14 protein-coding genes are annotated in these 16,773 nt (G+C 68.4%); 3 read left to right on the forward strand and 11 right to left on the reverse strand.

Annotation, left to right across the window (positions count from 1 at the left end):
* Window positions 1–67 precede the first annotated feature (67 nt).
* The 9 genes from istA to Q5762_RS30855 all read right to left on the reverse strand — a co-directional run bounded on the left by istA (window position 68) and on the right by Q5762_RS30855 (window position 11,621).
* Window positions 68–1,228: an IS21 family transposase gene (gene istA, locus Q5762_RS30815; protein WP_399495306.1), complete on the reverse strand. Its 1,161-nt coding sequence runs from the start codon at window positions 1,226–1,228 to the stop codon at window positions 68–70.
* A 1,013-nt stretch (window positions 1,229–2,241) separates the two neighbouring features.
* Window positions 2,242–3,090, reverse strand: coding sequence for a CRISPR system precrRNA processing endoribonuclease RAMP protein Cas6 (cas6, locus tag Q5762_RS30820; protein ID WP_315895570.1), 849 nt, complete (start codon window positions 3,088–3,090; stop codon window positions 2,242–2,244).
* Window positions 3,090–3,566 (reverse strand): hypothetical protein, encoded by a 477-nt coding sequence (locus Q5762_RS30825; protein WP_315895571.1) that lies wholly within the window; start codon window positions 3,564–3,566, stop codon window positions 3,090–3,092. Before Q5762_RS30825 ends, cas6 begins: the two co-directional genes overlap by 1 nt.
* The gene (locus Q5762_RS30830) at window positions 3,563–4,975 is read right to left on the reverse strand and encodes an RAMP superfamily CRISPR-associated protein (RefSeq protein WP_315895572.1); all 1,413 of its coding nucleotides are present in this window, start codon (window positions 4,973–4,975) and stop codon (window positions 3,563–3,565) included. The genes Q5762_RS30825 and Q5762_RS30830 overlap by 4 nt, the downstream gene beginning before the upstream one ends.
* Window positions 4,972–6,351 carry a type III-B CRISPR module-associated Cmr3 family protein gene (locus Q5762_RS30835; RefSeq protein WP_315895573.1) on the reverse strand — a complete coding sequence of 460 codons (1,380 nt, stop codon included), beginning with the start codon at window positions 6,349–6,351 and terminating at the stop codon, window positions 4,972–4,974. The genes Q5762_RS30830 and Q5762_RS30835 overlap by 4 nt, the downstream gene beginning before the upstream one ends.
* A 14-nt stretch (window positions 6,352–6,365) precedes the next feature.
* Window positions 6,366–6,974: an RAMP superfamily CRISPR-associated protein gene (locus Q5762_RS30840; protein ID WP_315895574.1), complete on the reverse strand. Its 609-nt coding sequence runs from the start codon at window positions 6,972–6,974 to the stop codon at window positions 6,366–6,368.
* Window positions 6,971–8,452, reverse strand: a complete 1,482-nt coding sequence (locus Q5762_RS30845) for a Cas10/Cmr2 second palm domain-containing protein (RefSeq protein WP_315895575.1) — start codon at window positions 8,450–8,452, stop codon at window positions 6,971–6,973. The genes Q5762_RS30840 and Q5762_RS30845 overlap by 4 nt, the downstream gene beginning before the upstream one ends.
* Window positions 8,449–10,497, reverse strand: a complete 2,049-nt coding sequence (locus tag Q5762_RS30850) for a TIGR03986 family CRISPR-associated RAMP protein (RefSeq protein WP_315895576.1) — start codon at window positions 10,495–10,497, stop codon at window positions 8,449–8,451. The genes Q5762_RS30845 and Q5762_RS30850 overlap by 4 nt, the downstream gene beginning before the upstream one ends.
* Entirely contained in the window at window positions 10,494–11,621 is a 1,128-nt protein-coding gene (locus Q5762_RS30855) for a hypothetical protein (RefSeq protein WP_315895577.1), read from the reverse strand. Before Q5762_RS30855 ends, Q5762_RS30850 begins: the two co-directional genes overlap by 4 nt.
* Before the next feature lie 268 nt (window positions 11,622–11,889).
* Between Q5762_RS30855 and Q5762_RS30860 the strand changes: the two genes are divergently transcribed.
* Window positions 11,890–12,621 carry a TetR family transcriptional regulator gene (locus Q5762_RS30860; protein ID WP_315895578.1) on the forward strand — a complete coding sequence of 244 codons (732 nt, stop codon included), beginning with the start codon at window positions 11,890–11,892 and terminating at the stop codon, window positions 12,619–12,621.
* A 557-nt stretch (window positions 12,622–13,178) separates the two neighbouring features.
* Complete coding sequence (locus Q5762_RS30865) at window positions 13,179–13,559, forward strand: hypothetical protein (RefSeq protein WP_315895579.1); 381 nt, start codon at window positions 13,179–13,181, stop codon at window positions 13,557–13,559.
* An 873-nt stretch (window positions 13,560–14,432) separates the two neighbouring features.
* On the opposite strand, the gene Q5762_RS30870 is transcribed toward Q5762_RS30865, so the two are convergent.
* Window positions 14,433–14,954 carry a hypothetical protein gene (locus Q5762_RS30870; RefSeq protein ID WP_315895580.1) on the reverse strand — a complete coding sequence of 174 codons (522 nt, stop codon included), beginning with the start codon at window positions 14,952–14,954 and terminating at the stop codon, window positions 14,433–14,435.
* A gap of 282 nt (window positions 14,955–15,236) precedes the next feature.
* Here Q5762_RS30870 and Q5762_RS30875 point away from each other — a divergent pair, with 282 nt between their 5' ends.
* Entirely contained in the window at window positions 15,237–15,641 is a 405-nt protein-coding gene (locus Q5762_RS30875) for a hypothetical protein (protein WP_315895581.1), read from the forward strand.
* Window positions 15,642–15,653: 12 nt separating this feature from the next.
* Here the strand turns inward: Q5762_RS30875 and Q5762_RS30880 are convergent, their stop codons facing one another.
* Window positions 15,654–16,505 carry a hypothetical protein gene (locus tag Q5762_RS30880; RefSeq protein WP_315895582.1) on the reverse strand — a complete coding sequence of 284 codons (852 nt, stop codon included), beginning with the start codon at window positions 16,503–16,505 and terminating at the stop codon, window positions 15,654–15,656.
* Window positions 16,506–16,773 lie beyond the last annotated feature (268 nt).

The following is a 16,773-nucleotide window of genomic DNA, read 5'->3' on the forward strand; positions in this document are numbered from 1 at the left end:
AAGAGCCGTGTAACGGGAGACTGTTACGCACGGTTCTGTGAGAGCCGAGGGGTGAGACTCCCCTCGGCTACTCGGCAAGGGCCGCATGCGTCTTGACCAGGGAGCCGTCGTGGAAGACCTGGACCATCGTGGCGGTCGAGCGGACGTCGACCTTGCGGCCGATCAGCTTCCACGGAACCGAGTAGAGGGTGCGGCCGACCTTGATGTGGATGTCCGGTCCGACCGTGGCCGTCGACCAGCGGGCCAGCACGAACGGAGTCGGCGGCAGAGGCAGCAGTTCGGCTGCCTCCAACGCATCGAACACGGTCATCGGGGCGGCCCCGCCCAGCGGCCGGCACTTCCGCCGCCCGGCAACCTGCTGGCTCCAGGTCACGGCCTCGGCCTGCATGTGCTCGATCGAGGTGAACTCCCGTCCTCGCCAGAACGAGTCGCGGACATAGGGCATCGGCCGCTCGACCCGCGGCTTGTCCTTCGGCTTCGCCGCCCGGGCCGGATCGACCAACGCGCCATAGTGGGTGGCCAGTTCCGCATACGCCTTGTTGATCTTCGGGTCGTAGAGGTCGGGCTTGTCGACCCCGGTCTTCAGGTTGTCCGGGACCAGCCGGCGCGGGACGCCGCCGAAGTAGCGGAACGCCGCGACGTGTGCTTCCGTCCATGCGTGCTGGTCCAGGTGCAGCACCGGCCGGACGAACATGTGCCGCGAGCAGGGCAGGACCATCACGAACGCCCAGACCCGATGGCGTTTGCCGGTCCGCGGATCGATCCACGGACCGAGGAAGCCGTAGTCGATCTGGGCCTCCGATCCGGGCTCGATGTCGTCGCGCAACACGGTGACCTGCGATTTCGCCACCTCGTCCGGAAGCGTCGCATGGACCCAGCGACGGAACGAGGAGATCGACACCTGCAGCTTGTGCTCGTCACGAAGCCGCTGGTGGATCGTCGAGACGGTCACCGTCCCAAGCAGGCTCTTGATGTAGTCGCGGTGCTGGTCGATGTCGGGCCAGGTCACCTGCCTGAGCCTTCTGTCGATGAGCCCGGGGAACCACTCCTTGATCAGCTTAGACCAGTCGGCCTCGCTCATCGGCGGGCCGCCCGGGCTGATCCCGGCCGCTTCGGCCGGGGCCAGATACTTCCTGACCGTCTTGCGGTCCACCCCCAGCGACGCGGCCAGCTCGCTCTTCGAGCGGCCCGCGTACCAGTGGACGTAGATCTCGGTGATGTCGACCACGACGAACGTTCTCCTCGCCATCCGGGCTGCCCATCGGCCATCCGAACCACGGGACGAGGAACATGAGCAGCTCCGCGACGACCAGGTCCCTCGGTCCCGACCTCCGCGCTACCCATGGCCAATTAGGAGAATTCGGGATGGGGAATTACATGACGCTCAAACCGCCCAACCTGGGGAAAAACTTGAACGTCGACATTTCTATGCCCTGCGGGCTTTCGGTTCCGGCGGAACCCCAGAATAAGTCATCGAGCCTTCGGTTCCGGCGGAATGCCATGTGGACGATGTTCGCCACGTGGGCACTGCTGTTTCTATGCCCTGCGGGCCTTTCACTCCTGCGGAACCTGAGACATCTACAGGGGTATCTCACGAGAATAGGTTGCGATTTCTACTCCCAGCGATCCTATCGTTCCCGCGGAACCTGATACCCCAAAGCGTAAGCTTGCTCCCGAAATCGTCTCCATGCCCTGCGGGCCTTTCGTTCATGAGGGCCGCCGAGAAGCAATAGACAGGGGTGCTCAATAGGCGTCTCTATGCCCTGCGGGCTTTTCGTTCCTTCGGAACTTGTTCGTCCTCGGTAGGACGACAAGGCTCTACGGTCAAAAGTTTCTATGCCCTGCGGGCTTTTCTTTCCTTCGGGACAACCCCGACTTCCAATGGTGAAGCTGTCGCATGAGGCTGTTTCTATGCCCTGCGGGCTTTGCTGCCCTGCGGAACGTGAGCAGGAATACCACGTCGACTCGCCGGAACCCGCGTTTCTATGCCCTGCGGGCCTCCGGTTCCGGTGGAATGGGCAAGCATTACCTTCGCCCATCTGCCATACCTGATTCTATGCCCTGCGGGCCCGGCGGAATGTAAGTCTCCGACACAACACAGGAGGAAAAATGGCGTTTCTATGCCCTGCGGGCGTTCGGTTCCGGCGGAATCCGGTGCTACGGGCGGGGACCATGACCTGCAACGATTGTGTCCGTTGCGCGGGACTCCTCGCCAGCGGCTCGCCTGATCTGTGATGCCCGTCACAAGATCTGCCTTCGGGGCTGCGACCTGCGGGTTTGGCTCGCGCGAGAATCGGCCTCCGACGGCTCTCGGCGGGGAGGGCGGTTACGGCTCCTTCCAGCCGCCTTTCCGTCTGTCTTCCGTGTGTGGGGCGGCGGCACACTGATCGTTGTCCAGCCGAGGCCGTGGGTGGTCTGGGCGCCGGTGCCGGCGAGTTCGGCGAAGTGGGAGAGGGCCGTGAAGGCCGACGCCACCTCGGGGCGGGCGGTGCGCGGCAGGGTGAAGGTGGCGTGGCCGAGGAAGCCGATGCGGTGGGCCTGGCCGATGTCGACGGGGGCGCTCTTCACGTCGTGGGCGGTGAGGAGGACTGTTTCCCGGAGTTCGGTGATCAACGGCGGTGGCAGCGGAGTCTCGGCGTAGGCGTTCCAGCGGCGGGCGAGGCCCGTGTAGAGGAGTTCGGGGTCCGGGAGGGGGATCCAGCGGCCTTTGCGTGTGAAGTGGGTGACGGACAGGAAGTCCATGCTCACCCGCTCGGCGCGTGGGAGGGCGAGCAGGGCCGCGTACGGGGCTCCCTGGGCGTGGATGTCCTCGATGGTGAAGAGCTGGCCGCCGAGGCGGACCTGTTCGCCGGCCCGCTTCTGCAGTGGCGGCACGGTTCGGTCGTCGAGCCAGCCGAGGGTGAGGAGCGCGTGTCCGGGGGCGTGGGGGGCCTGCATGAGCGGGGTGACCGAGAACGGTTTGGTCTGACCGTGGTGGTCGGCGCCGAGACCTTCCAGGAGGGCGCAGGCCAGGCCGTGCAGTTGGGCAGGGGTGACCTGTCGTTCGACGGGGCGTTCGGCGCGCAGGTGGAGGTGCCATGTGGTGGGCATCAGTGGGTCCGCGGGGATTCGGTGGTGGACCGGGTGGCAGGGGTGGCGGTGACGAAGGCGAGGGGGTGTGGGCCTGCGGCTTCGAGTAGATGCCAGGTCCACTCGTGCGCGGCCTTGGGGAGCGGGCCGGCTTGTCGGTCTGTGGGGTTCCAGAGGGTTCCGGTGCGAACGGTGATGGTGGTGTTTGTTTCGGTGAGCTGGGGGGTGCGGTCGGTGGGTGGCGGGGTTGTGCGGAGGGTGGCGAGGTAGACGTGGTCGGTGTCGAAGCGGAGTCGTGCCGCGTGGGTTGTGTCCTGCCAGGCCCACAAGTGAGTCGCGCCTACCGGTGGTTGGGGCGGGGCTGGTTGGGCGATGTGGATGCCGTCGAGGTCAGTCCAGGTGCAGTAGTGGGCCTGGAGGAAGGGAAGGGCTTCGGCCCAGGTCAGTCGGCCGTAGCCGTGGAGGGTAAGGGTCAGGGTTTCGTGCGGTGTGCTCATACGGGGCGGCCTCCTTGGGAAGCAGCGGCGTTGGTCAGGGCTGCTGCCAGCAGGTCGGCGGCTTGGCGTCGCTCGTCTTCGATGGCCTCTTGACCGGCGTCGGTTCGGCGCAGCGTGCCAAGGCCCCGGGTGGTGGCGCCGCCGAGACCGAGCAGTCCGGCGTGGAGGTCGTAGCAGGCAAGGCGTAGTGCGGCGAGGACGACCGGCGGGATGGTGAGGGTGGTGAGGTCGGGGTCGCGGGTGATGGCGAGGGTGAGGTGACCAGTGTCGACGACCTCTCGGGCGTAGAGGAGGCCGTCGGCGGCGCCGCCGGTGAAACGGTCGAGGGCGACGTGCTGGCGTACGGAGCGTGGGGCGTCGGTGATGGGCGAGTCGGCGAAATGTAGCAGTGCCCGCTGGCCTGCGGACTCGCCCCTGATGTCCTCGGCTGCCCAGCCGAAGGCGGTGCAGGCGTCACAGTTGCCGCAGGTGCCGGCCGGTCCCGTGGAGTCGCATACGGGGATACCTAGGGAGCGCAGGATGTACTCGACGCGGCTGCGCAATACGCCTTTCCAGGTGGAGCCGGGGACGTACGGAAGCAAGGTGCGGCGGCCGTCTCGTTCCGTCGGGAACAGGCCGGTGAGCACGCGGGACACGGTGCGGCCGGTGGCCTCGTCGGGGACGGGATCCCCGGCGGTGATGGATAGTCCGTCGACGATCTCCCAGGATGCGCGCAGCACAGCGTCGGGTTGTGTGGCTTTGAGGTCCAGTTCGGTGCCGCCCGCGAAGAGGTCCTCGCCACCGAGGGTGAGCCAGCGGGCTCTGCCTTCGGGAGTGTCCAGGTCGACGGTCTGGTATCGGGCGGTGGACACGCGGGCCCGGCCGAGGCCGGTGCTGCGGTCGCCGCCGATGGTGGGGCGCCAGTCGGCGAGCGCGGTCAGGACCTGCGCATGCAGGTCCTGGTCGTCGATGCGGAGCCAGCAGCTGATCCGGGAGCCGGGCGGCAGGAGTTCGTCGGTGCGCAGTTTGTGGTTGGCGGGGGCGGCGCGGTGGCGGTCCATGGCGGTACGGCCGCGCTCGGCGAGCTCGAAGCCGTCGTTGGTGGGGGTGATGCGGGTGCCCAGGAAGCGGATGGCGGATGGGCGGGGTGATGGCTGTTCTTCGCCGGGGCTGGTGGTCTGCCACCGGGAGCGGGATGTGCGGGTGCCCGGTTCCTCACCCAGCAGGGTTTCGACCTGGCCGGTGTGGTGGTTGCGCACGTGGGCGCGCAGGGATCCGGCGAGGGAGCTGGCAGGGATGTAGGGGTGTCCGTGGCCGTCGCGGGTGAGGGGGTGTTTGACGCGGATGTCCTTCTCAGCGCTCTCTGGCGCTTTGACAGCGGCGTAGCTTTCGAGTTCGAGTTCCAGGGCGATGAGCAACACGGTGGTCATCGGGCACCCCCAAGGTTCGGCTCGGCGGCTTCCCCTGGACTCGTACGGCTTGCGGTGTCGTTCAAGCGGTCTGAAAAAACGAGCAGTTGAGCCTTGTTGCCTTTGGCGGCGAGTACGTCACGCAGCACGTTGCGTGCTCCACCGATTCGGGCGAACTCCGGACCTCGTACGAGTGTGGTGGCGGCAGCGGGACCGAGATTCTTCTGATTGGCGAATCTCTTGATCTGGCGGGCGATCCAGGCGCCGTGCCCACTTGCGGCCAGTTGCTGAAGCGCCTCGTCGTCGGTGAGGGCCCGATCCGTCGCGGCACCCGGCGACGCGGCGGCGGGCCGGTCTGGCCGTTGCCAGGGGCCGAGTGTCAGCCAGCCGTACCCTTCGGCGCGCCGGATCCCGATGCCGTCCTCGACGAGCCGGGTCAGTCCGGCGGGCCCCGGATCGCCGGTCGGCTTGAGGAGATAGACGCTACCTGCAGCGACGGCGAGGTCTTCCGGTTTGGGGAGCCTTGCCACGGCATTCCAGCCTCCGACGCGTTCCCAGCGGGTCCATGCACGCGCGATCTCGACGGAGGCGATCCCGAGGGACTGGGCGAGCCTCGCCAGGTCGGGGCGGTTGCTGGGACGGCCCGCGGCGTCGACGAGGACCGCCGGGCTGAGCAGCCGAAGGATCAACTCACCGTCGGGGGTGTACGGGTTTCCTGCGGGGGCCGGGGAGCTGGTGGCGGGTATGGCCCGGTAACGGACTTCGCCTCCCGTGCCGCGCCGGCCGCCGAGGCGTAGCACGCGGTCGGTGGTGAGCCAGGCCAGCTGGTCGTCGCTGATGGCGCCGGTCGCGATCTGGCCGCGGAGCACCTCGTGGGCGCCGGGGGAGCCGCTGCGCGGGGCGAGTTCTTGGCGGGTGAAGATCTGACCGGTGGCGGCGGTCTCCTGGGTGGTGAGTTCGATTCGGGTGGTCTCGATGATGACCATCGGGGAGTCGGGCCCGAGTTCCACCTGGCCGCGGCCGACGACGAGCGGCGACTGACTGCAGACGGGGCAGCGTTGCGGCCGTGGTCCGGGGTCGGTGGTTTCGTCGTAGCTCTGCTGGGAGCAGTCCGCTTTGGTCCGGTACTTGCAGGTGTGGACCGAGAGCGGCACCACCCGAGAGCCGCGGGCGAGTAGAGGGCCGAAGCGGACCCGCCCCTCGAAGAGGTCGTTGAAGCTCGTGCGGCGGGCAGGTGCGGCATGCTGGGGAGGGCCGAACTCGGCGATCCACGCCGCGGCCAGTGCCCCGCGCAGTACGGCGCCGGGTACATGATGGTGGCCGGCCACGGGCGCCAGCCCGCGCGGGCGGCGGCCCAGGGCCAGTGGCTGCACCGGGGTGACATGCACGTTGAGCATCGCTGTCGGGCTCCTCAATCTCGCGCGACGCCGGCGCGCAATTCCTCGAACCGGGCCAGCAGCGCCTCGTCGACGACCGGGTGAGGTGTGCAGGTCACCCAGCCCAGGCCGCGTCGCCGGTCACTGCCGAGCGCGTGCACTGCGGCGGCCGCGCAGGCCAGCACGGTGCGGTGGTCGGCCAGCTGGTTGCAGGGCAGGTGGCCCCGCCGGGTGATGGTGAACTCGGCGGTGGTGGCCCAGACTTCGTCGCCGAGCAACAGGTGGTCGTTTCGGGCCGCACCGGTGCGCGCGTCCAGTGACACCCTGGCCCGCGGGACGACGACCGGCTCGTCCGGGAACCGAACCTGGCCCCAGTGCCAGGGCGTCGGGGTCTGGGCAGTTCCGAACACCGTGCCCAGGAGGTCCTTTCGGCCGGGCAGCAGCTGGGCAGCCGAGGCGCGCAGCAGTCCTTTGACGGAGGAGGCGGGAAGCAGGTCGACGCGATTGACGGTCTGGTCCGTGCCTTCATGGGCACGGCCGGTGGCCACCCGGAACGGGCCGTGGAAGGTGATGTGGACCTTCACGATGTCCTCGACAGCCGAAGGCGCTGTGCCCGGTGCCGTATGGGCTGGCTGTGTGTTCATGACCACCACCTCGCGATCCGCAGGGCCTGGCGCAGTTCGATGGCGGGGCCCACGCCGCCGGCTATGGAGAGGAAGGGCTGGACGACCTCGCGGCAGTCCAGGCGTTCGGCGTCCCTCAGCAGGACATCCAGTGCGGCAGCGGTGTTCCCTGCGGCCTCTGCGGAACGCAGAGCGGACTCCCACCCCGCGCGCCGCGAGCCCGCCAATGCGGCCAGGGCGTCGAGCTGCGTCCGCAAGTCGACCAGGTGCTCCAGCCGCAGAGCGGGGAAGTCGCCACCGTGACTGCCGTCAGCGGTCAGGTCGACGAAGTCCACCGACGCCTCTGCGCCGGCCACCTCTTGCTTTGCCCGGCGCAGCCGCTGTTCAGCTGCCTCCACCAGCAGGTGAAAGGGGTGTGTGGGGTGGGAGAAGGCGATACCGGCCGATGCCGACAGGTCCGGGAGCTTCTTGATGAACCCGGTGACCTCGCCCCTGGTTTGCTCAACGAGCGCGTTGAAGCGGGCCAGGTAGTGCAGGACGAACGGCCATGCCCGGTCGGCGGGAAGACTGACCAGCACGTCGTCGCCGCCCACCAGGTGGGGAACGACAACCATCCGGGTGTCGTCCTCGCGCACCACCGCGCAGGCGGCGTCGGTCAGTGCGGTGCTGGTGTGTTCGTTTAGAGCCCTGGAAATGGTGCCCTTGTCGACGAGTTTGCGGGCCCTGGGCCCGGAAGCCGCCCCGTGTGCCGCGAGTTGTTCGAAGAACATACCGAAGGCGTTGCCATCGATGTGGACAGTAGCGATCTGGGTGAGACCGCCGTTACCGGCCTCGGCCCCGCGCGGGAAGGTGAGGGCGGTGAGGTCCGGCACCTGCTCCAGCGTGCGGTCCACCTTCTGCTGTACCGCGGCCAGGAGCTTCTCCTCCTGCGTCCTGCCACCTTTGCGTGCACGCGGCGAGTAGCGGCGCGTGCAGTCCGCACAGGCGTCCGGCAGCTCGGTGTCGCCGGTTGACGCCTTTCCGGTGGAGCTCGCGGCGTGGCACACCCGGCAGGGCACCGCCAGCGGAAACTCAGGGACGGCCGGCAGGGATTCCAGCCCCGTGCCCGCGCGGTGCTTCGCGTCGATCATCCGGTACGCGGACGGGTAGTCCGAAGCCTCGGCCCACCCGGCGCGGAACTCCGCGCCCGGCAGTTCTTCGCGCAGCCTTCGCAGCACCTCGCGGGCCAGCGCCTCGGCGTGGCGTTCCGCCCTCGCGGCGTCGTACGGCTGGGCGGGATCGTTGATCAGCACCAGATTGAGCACGCCGTCCGCCTGACCCGCCTCCTCGTTGACCTCAGCCCGCCCCGTGATCAGGGGGTCCTTCGCGTCGATGCGAGTGATGGTGACTAGGGCCGCGCTCGCGGCGCGACGGGCCCGCAGGTCGGGCGTTCGCGAAAGGTACTGCTGGATGCGGACCGCGCCGACATCCAGGTACATCCGGGTCGAAAGCGCGCTCATCGCCGGCCCTTCTTCTTGGGCTTGGACGGTTCGCTGACGACGGGGAGGGTATGGGCCGCGGTGCTCGGCCTCGGCAGTGAGCGCAGGTCGCGCCGCCTGTCGCTCAGTTGTTCGCCCACACTCTCGGCCCAGAAGGTGAACCCGGGTTCCAGGTCGTTGGGGGTCAGTTTGCCGTCGGGGATGCGGGCGTCCACCGGGTACCAGACGTTGTCCGGGGCGACATGGTCCACCGTCAACGCTGCCTGCACGTCTGACCAGGTCTGTCGGACGCCGGCGTCCACCTGCGCGCGGAAGGCCGCAAGGGCGGCCTGCGGCTCGACCACGCTCTGGCGCCGGCCGGCACCGGCGTACCACTGCTCGGCGGTGTAGGCCCGCACAGTCCTCACACGGGAGGTGCAGGCGCCGAATCCGAGCGGACGGCCGCCGCCGACGGCGAACCCGGTGTCCCCGGGAAGCAGTCCGGCAGGGTCGAGAGCGGAGAGCAGCCCGCCCAGCTCGCTCAGGTCGAGGCCCTCGAAGCGGACCGTGTAGGCGAAGCGGCTGCCCGGCGGAACGGCCTCCGCGCGTTGCTGCATGTCCTTGTTCTCCGTCCAGGTGGCGTTCGAGTCCGCCCGGAAGAACGGCCGCCGGCTACTTCTTCCGGTCAGCCAGTACTGCTTTCGTCCACGCAGCTGACGCGGCTCGCCGTCGTCGGCCCGCGAGCCCCACTCCCGCAACGGCGTCTCGTCCCTTCTCGGTTGGAGGTTGTTCGGTCGCAGGTAGAACTGTCCGGCGCCGGGACGAGGGCTGCCCAGCGGCGCCAGGCTGTACTCCCGGGTTTCGAAAGGGGGCGCGCCGAGCGGCCGTGCGTCGGAGAACCGGATGTGGCCGCGGTAGGAGTACTGATGGGCGGCACGGTCGTCGGGATCGTCCTTGCCTCGGGTGTCCGCGGAACCGAAGATCCGGCAGGTTGGACAGAGCTCTTGCGGATCACGGCACGGCAGCAGTTGCTCGGGGACGCGCTGTCCAGAAGGCTGGCCCGTGGCTGTGTGCCGCCAGATCTGGCTGAGCGCCAGCGCGGTCACCCGGGGGCGCCCCGGCGTCCCCGGTGGCTCGGCCCTTACCCATACGACCTGTCCGCGCCGTAGATGTGGCAGCGCCTTGTGGCGCACACCAATCGGGTCCAGACCGGGCTCTTCGCCTGGCCTGACCTCGGCGGTGAGCGGATCCTGCCCCTTGCGTCCTTCCTCAGGCTTACGGGACTCCCGCACATCGTTGGCGCCCGCGACGGCGCTCTGGTACTCGTCCCATGCCGCGTCTGTGACCCCGTAGGCGTCGTAGGAGCCGGGCCCGAGATGACCGGCGTAGGCGTAGTACGTGTCCCGCGCGTCACGGGTACCCGCGTGGGTAAGGAGTAGAACCCAGTCGCCGGATTCGCTCCAGCGGATCGCCCCCCCGCTCACCGTGGTCTTCCCGTACTCATTGACCGTGCGGGCATCGGCTCCGAAGGTGATCCGGTCGCCTGTCTCGGGAAGTCCTCCCTTGGCCTTCAGCAGGGCGTCGATCGCCACACGGCGGCGCTCGCTCGCGCAGACCGTGAACCTGGTGGGCCGCCCTTCTTCGTCGACCGCGTCGACCGTGGCCATGCGCCACTCGCTCGGGCGACTCTTGGGCCGATCCCGGTACACCGGAAGAAAGTCATCCTTGAACACCCGCAGGCAGCCGCCGGCAATGAGCTCATGTAAAGAGCGGACAACCCCCGCGAGCGATGACCCCGGCAGATACGGCACCGGGTCTGCCAGGCCATCCGTCGGAAAAGCCCGGCGCGGGAAACGCTGCACCCCCTCCACCTGGTCACCCTCGCGTGCCCCCCGTACAAGCAGCGGGGCGAGAGCGGTCAGCTCCACCTCGATCTCGCCCTGATAGCGACCCGCCTCAAGTGCCGAATGTCCTGCCGCCGGCCTGGCGAACAGCACCTGGTCGGCCACGACCGGCAACGGCACGAAGGTGTACGGGTTGATGAACTCGCCCTCGGACCGTGCCGGGGGCGGGACGGGCCGCTTCACAGCATGGGCTCCTCTCCGCGCGCCAGTTCCATGGAGTGCGCCACCAGCGTGAGCTGCTGGCCGATGAACTTGCCGAGTGCCAGAGCGATCGGCCCCGGTGCACTCAGCACGAGCAGGCCCTCGACTGGTCGGCCGCCGATCTGCTGCTGACGGATACGGCAGCCGACCCGCCACCGGTCGATGATGTGCCGCACCAGCGGCTCGTACACACCCGGCTCGTCCCGCAGATGACCACCCTTGGTCTCGACAACCATGCGCGCCCCGCAGGGCCGACCGGGCGCGCTGGGGTCGTTCGCGTCGAAGTAATAGCCGGTGTGACCGTCCGGCCCCATCACCTCCCCGGTGCGGGCCACCTGGGTGGCCGCCGCCACGACGTTCGGGTTGGGAGTCAGACTGACAATCAGCATCAGCCGATGCCGGTGATCCGCCGCCACGTCGTCGAACGGCTCGGGCACCGCCTGGAGCGACTCGGCGGTGAGCCACTGCCGGACAGCGGCCCGGTCAGCGTCGTCGGCGGCACGAGCCAGACGGCTGTCCAGCTCCATCACCTTCGCGACCGGGTCGCCCGTGCGGTGCGAGAAGTGCATGACATCGAGCTGGCCAAGCGCGTCGTTGGCCAGCCGCCGGCCCAGCCCGAACGTCTCGGGCAACCGAGCATGAACGTAGAGCGACACATGCGCCGCCGAGGCTGTCCCGGGCTCATGGCCCTCGAGCCGGTCCTGCACCTGCCAGTACGCGACCTCCACCCGGTCACTAAGAGCAGGAACACGCTGCTCGTCGGGCCAAAGCCGGTCGCGCCGCACAGCGAACCAGGCCCCATGCCGGGCCTGCGCATGCCCGATGACTTCCCTCAGGCGCTGCGGAGACCCGGTGCCGGGCATCAGCCAGACCACGACGCCCACGCCGCGATCGCGGCGCATCCACCACCCCACGAACACCACGAGCACAGCCAGCACGAAGATCCCACCGAAGACGATGACCCGCTGGCCGGCAACCACCTCGGTGATGTTCGGCACCATGCCCAGCGCCACCGCGCCACCGATGGTGATCAGCAGTGTGCCGAAGCCCACCCGGCTGAACAACTCCTGAAGCAGCCGCCGGACGGCACTGCTCGGGCCCCCCATGGCATCTCCCCCACTGATTGCCAGAAAGGCGAGGAGCAACACCCCGCCTCGTGCCCGCGCTGCGCGTTGTATGCGCAGGCATCCGATACTGGTGGCTGAACTCAACGCGTGAAGGGACTTCACACTAGTACTGGAGTTAGCAGAATGACACCCTGTCAGCACAAGTCGTACGACCGTGGCGCACACTGTCAACACAACCGCTACGAACGTGAGTTCGCGTCCAATCCTAGCTGCGCACATCACGGAACCGAGGCGATGGAGGTCCACCATGGACGCAGCGGGCAGGACTCCCGGGAGCCGACGGGAACGCCTTCGCCAGCAGCTCCTCAGTGACACACGTCGAGCAGCCCGACAGATCGCAGCCGTCGAGGGAATCGACGGACTCACACTGGCAGCGGTGGCGCGAGCCGTCGGGGTCAGCCCGCCTGCCCTCTACCGATACTTCGACGGCAGGGATGGGCTGGTACGGGCACTCTACGACGACATGACCGCGGAGCTGATCGCCACCGTCACACAAGCCGTGCGCCGGCAGGACCGCGACGACCTCAGCGCCCAGCTGTACGCCGGAAGTCGCGCGGTATTCGACTGGTCACTCGCCAACCGGGCCGCCTTCGACCTGCTCATGGGCTCGGCCTACGCCGCCGCCGAATCATCCGGAGGAGACCTGCCGCAGGTCATCCCGCGCGAGCTCGGCGGCCTGTTCGGCCAACTGTTCACCGAACTGTGGCGGCGAGGTGAACTCGCCTACCCTGCGGACGACGAGCTGACGCAGCCGCTGCGAGGGCAGGTGGACATCTACCGGCAGGCGATTCGCCCTGAACTCCCGCTCGGAGTCATGTACCTGATGATCACCTGCTGGCGCCAGATCTACGGCGTGACCTGCATGGCTGTGTACAGCCACCTGAGATTCGCGTTCGGCGACCACCACGACCTTTTCCACGACATGATCGTGAACCTGCTCGGAATGCTCGGGCTGAGGCCCAGCCCAAACCTGCGATAGCAGGCCGTCGCCCCACACCGGCCCGCCCCATCCACATGCTTGCGAAATGAGCTGATCGTGCGTGTGCGTACCGCTGCGGGCGTGTTGCCCGGTCCGCAAGGACGAACACGACCCCCGATGATCGAGGTTGTCGAAGCTTTTGATCACGAACGGGGGTCGCGTTCGCGTGTCATCCTCTCCGATCGGTGTCCTGCAGCGCCACGCGGTGACTCCGATCTGCTCCGCCCGCCCGGCGATCTGCCGAACTGTCCTCGCTGACCAAGAAATTGGGCCAGCTGCCCGATCCCCGGGCGGGTGCGGAGCCGCCTACCGATTTGGGTTCCCTGCTCGTCCTTGTCTGTTGGCGGTCCTGGACGGTGCCCCCGCGCTGGCCGGCATCGCGCGATTCGCCGCTGGCACCACGCCCGAGATACCTGCCCGGATCGGCCTGGCCCGCCTCCCGCGCGCCACAACCCTGGGCCGGTGCTGGCCCGCATCGACGGCGACGCGCTCGGCGACGCCACGGAATGTGACTGGCCCGGCTATCCAGCGACCCGATCGAGCCCGACTACCCGGCAATGGTGGGGCTGGCCGTCGACGGCAAGGTGATACGCGGCAGTCGGCACGACGACCCGGCGGCCGTGCACCCGCTCGCCGCCGTCCTGCATGAGGGCCAAGGGGCGATCGCCCAGCGGCAGATCACCAGGAAGAGCAACGAGATCGAGCTGCCCGCGCCGCTGGCCGGGCTCATGCCGGAACTCGCCGCACTACGGGCCACCGACACCGCCCACGACGTGACCCACGGCCTCGGCTGGACGACGATCAACGTGCCGCAGCCCCACGCACGGAAGGCAGACGGAAAGGCGGCTCGACAGAGCCGTAACCGCCCTCCCTGCCGCGAGCCGTCGGAGGCCGATTCACGCCCGGGCCAAACCCGCAGGTCGCAGCCCCGGAGGTAGAACTTGTGACGGGCGTCACAGATCAGGCAAGCCGCTGGCGGGGAGTCTCGCGCAACGGGCACAATCGGCGCAGGTCACGGGCCCCGCCCGTAGCGAAGGATCCGCCGGAACAGAAGGCCCTCAGGGCATAGAAACGTCCAGCCTCCGATGAAGGCGGCAACGGCTAGGCCGAGCATTCCGCCGGAACCGAAGGCCCGCAGGGCATAGAAACGGATCAGGAGAGCCACTCACCCTCGAAATTGACCAATTCCGTGGGACTGAAAGGCCCGCAGGGCATAGAAACTTGATCGCCCGACGCTGTTACCACGGCAGTTCGAAAATTCCTCAGGGCACCAAGGGCCCGCAGGGCATAGAAACCTTCTGCTGATCGACCTCAGCCGAAACCGCGTAATACTCCTCATTCCGCGGGAACCGAAGGCCCGCAGGGCATGGAAGCGAATCGTCGATCTTTCCATCTCGATCGAAGGTGCAGATTCCGCAGGGGTTGAAGGCCCGCAGGGCATAGAAACACCTGCTCGATCGCGGCGTCGAAGATGGCGCAGCCGTGGCGGTTCCGCAGGAACGAGAAGCCTGCAGGGCAGAGAAACGTGTGGCGACGTCGCATCCACACTTGAGACTCGTATTCCGCGGGAACTAAAGCCCGCAGGGTTTGGAGAGTTCCGACACCCGACTGCACATTGCGGGCCGTCTTCCCGGGCCGGGACCTCAACCGGGCACTGCGACGCTGCGGCCTCCACGGGACGGACATCACCCAGCGACCGCGTCCAGGCCATCCTCCCCCTGCACCTGACATGCTCAAACTGAGGTTGGAAGAGACTCAGTGCCTCGGCCTCGACTACTACACGTGGGACATGGTGGGGGAATTCAACTCGGCTAGTTTCTGGGCGTGTTGTCGGGGCGGGCTCGGGTTGCGGCTCGGGCGGCAACTTCGGCGGCGTACGTCATCCAGTCCCCGCCACTCGCGCGCTGCCAGGTGACGGCCACCCCCACGTGGACGCCGAGCATCTTGGCCAACTGCCCTGCGGGAAGTTGCTGGGCGAGCGCGAACAGAGCCGTGCTGCGGCCTTGGCGAGACTTGACGCCTGCCCTGCGAAGCCGTCGTAGCAGTTGCGACTCGTGGATTGGTCGGCCTGCGGAGCGGCCCGGGAACAGCCAGTCGCTCTCGTGCCGGATCAGGGTGTCGGTGCCCCGTGATGCGACCAGGTTGAGCATGAGGCGGTCCAGTGGCGGGGGCAGCTGGATGGGCTGGTCGCCCAGGTGGAGCAGGACTTGGGTGTCGTTCTGTGTGACGCGGTCGGTGGTCAGGCGGTGGATGCTGCTGGCCGTCTGCGCGTACAGCAGTACCAGGAGGCCGGCGACGCGGTCCGCCGTGGCGATGGATTCGTCCTTCAGCAACCGCCGGGCGACGGCCCATCGTTCGTCCTGGTCGTGCGGGCCGGTGGGGCCGGTCCAGCGGGTCGCCGGGGCCTTGATTCCGGCCTCCGCCTCCCGACGGGGCGATGACGTGAGTGGCTGGCGCGAACTGCTCGGAGCCGTACAAGGGGCTGCTGTTCGCCATAGGCTGGGCCCATGGCGAACATCCGGGAAGTTTGGTGGCAGGCTGGCCAGTTGGCCGACGTCGTGTCGGACGGGTGGAGGGCCGCGCGGTGGGTCCGAGCACTGCGACGGTCAGCCACCTTGCTGGAGCCGGCGTGGCCGGAGGGATACAGCGGCGGGACCTTCACCTTCGCGCTGCCCACCGTGACGCTCGTCCTGTACGCGGGCAACTTCGAGGGTGAGCTGGACGGGGTTCCGGTGGAGCGGATCGTCTCCGCGCTCGCGCCGGGCTCGGTCGGCGAGACGCAGATCGAGGACACCGTCCGCAGGGCCCTGGCGGACCGACGGCACGATCTTGAGGACGACTCGCGCCTGTCCGCGCTGGTCCGTCAGCTCACCGAGTACCGCCCACCCCTCACCTCCGGCGCGGGCGGGCTGGAGCTCCCCTCCATGGAGCAGTGGCCCGGCGGGACGCTGATGCGCGAGGCAGCCCGGTGGGCGGCGTACTCGCTCACCCACCACCACCTGAGCCCCAGCGGCCACTGACCCGCCGCGCGGCTACTCCTGCCGGCCGAGCAGAGACAGGTCGAGGTCGACGCTGACGGCAGCGTGATCCGACATCCCCTTCTCCACGGGCTCCATGTGCACCCGGTAGCCGACCAGAGCAGGAGCCAGAGCGGGGCTGACCAGCACGATGTCCTGGCGTCGGGGTACGTCGCCGACGCCGAACGCTGCCGTGGGCACATCCTCCTGACCGAAACGGCTGGAGGCGTCGACGAACCCCGCGCGGTCGAGCAGCTCCAGCGCCTCCCGATCGGACCCCTCGCCCTGTCCCGGCGCCCGCAGGTGTCCGTTGAGCAGGTGAGCCGGCAGTTGGGACCAGTCAGGCTCCGGGAACCCGAGCCCGATCGTGTTGATGTCGCCGACGACCAGCGACAGCCGCCCGGGGGCGGCCAGGACCTCCAACGGGGCCACCTCCCTTGCCCTGTTCCGCGGGTCGAAGGGATCAAGGTGGAGGTTGCGCAGCTCAATCGGCCGCTCCAGGCCGGGCGCAACCAGGTTCGCCCAGCCCAGGACGTGGTGGTATCGGGCCCGGTCGGAGCCCTCGGCGACCACGCCCACCGTGCTGCCAGTCAGGATCGCGGAATGGAAGCGATGGTCACTGGTGGTGGAGTTGGCCTCGGCGAGGAAGCCCCGGGTCATGTCGAGATCGGCAACGGCACGGTGCAAGCGCCGCCGGCCCAGGAGGTCGAAGAAGTTGCACTCCTGCAGCGCCAGGACGTCCGGTCGAAGCGAACAAAGGAAGGCCATCTGGGCATCCCACCAGTCCGCCGGGCCAAGACCGTCGTCGGCGTGACCGCCGAACAAGGTGTTAAACGTGACGATTCGCAGGAGGCTGTCATTCGGCATACTGCCGATCCTCTCCCCGACAAGCGCTGCCCGTAATACGGTTGGAGAAAAAGGCCGATCCTGATGGACGCTCGGCGACTCTTGCCCAGCAGGCGCGAAGCCGTCGTCGTCACCAGTGGCTGAGCGGGCGGTCGGCCGCAGCAGCAACGTCTACGCGGCGGATGATTCCGGCCTCGGAGGCTGCGGGCTCGGATGGAGCGAGCAGTCCCCTCCGCGCCGTGGGCGTGATCATTCTCCGACCTCGTGGGAGCGGGCCCGTACCCGGACG

Source organism: Streptomyces sp. P9(2023), from assembly GCF_032436795.1.
Classification (GTDB): Bacteria; Actinomycetota; Actinomycetes; order Streptomycetales; family Streptomycetaceae; genus Streptomyces.

Excerpts from the sequence above, each read along its gene's own strand:
- Q5762_RS30825 (WP_315895571.1), bottom strand. The coding sequence starts at position 3,566 with ATGAGCACACCGCACGAAACCCTGACCCTTACCCTCCACGGCTACGGC.
- Q5762_RS30865 (WP_315895579.1), top strand. The coding sequence starts at position 13,179 with ATGGTGGGGCTGGCCGTCGACGGCAAGGTGATACGCGGCAGTCGGCAC.
- Q5762_RS30845 (WP_315895575.1), bottom strand. The coding sequence starts at position 8,452 with ATGAGCGCGCTTTCGACCCGGATGTACCTGGATGTCGGCGCGGTCCGC.
- cas6 (WP_315895570.1), bottom strand. The coding sequence starts at position 3,090 with ATGCCCACCACATGGCACCTCCACCTGCGCGCCGAACGCCCCGTCGAA.
- Q5762_RS30880 (WP_315895582.1), bottom strand. The coding sequence starts at position 16,505 with ATGCCGAATGACAGCCTCCTGCGAATCGTCACGTTTAACACCTTGTTC.
- Q5762_RS30830 (WP_315895572.1), bottom strand. The coding sequence starts at position 4,975 with ATGACCACCGTGTTGCTCATCGCCCTGGAACTCGAACTCGAAAGCTAC.
- Q5762_RS30835 (WP_315895573.1), bottom strand. The coding sequence starts at position 6,351 with ATGCTCAACGTGCATGTCACCCCGGTGCAGCCACTGGCCCTGGGCCGC.
- Q5762_RS30840 (WP_315895574.1), bottom strand. The coding sequence starts at position 6,974 with ATGAACACACAGCCAGCCCATACGGCACCGGGCACAGCGCCTTCGGCT.
- Q5762_RS30855 (WP_315895577.1), bottom strand. The coding sequence starts at position 11,621 with ATGGGGGGCCCGAGCAGTGCCGTCCGGCGGCTGCTTCAGGAGTTGTTC.
- Q5762_RS30860 (WP_315895578.1), top strand. The coding sequence starts at position 11,890 with ATGGACGCAGCGGGCAGGACTCCCGGGAGCCGACGGGAACGCCTTCGC.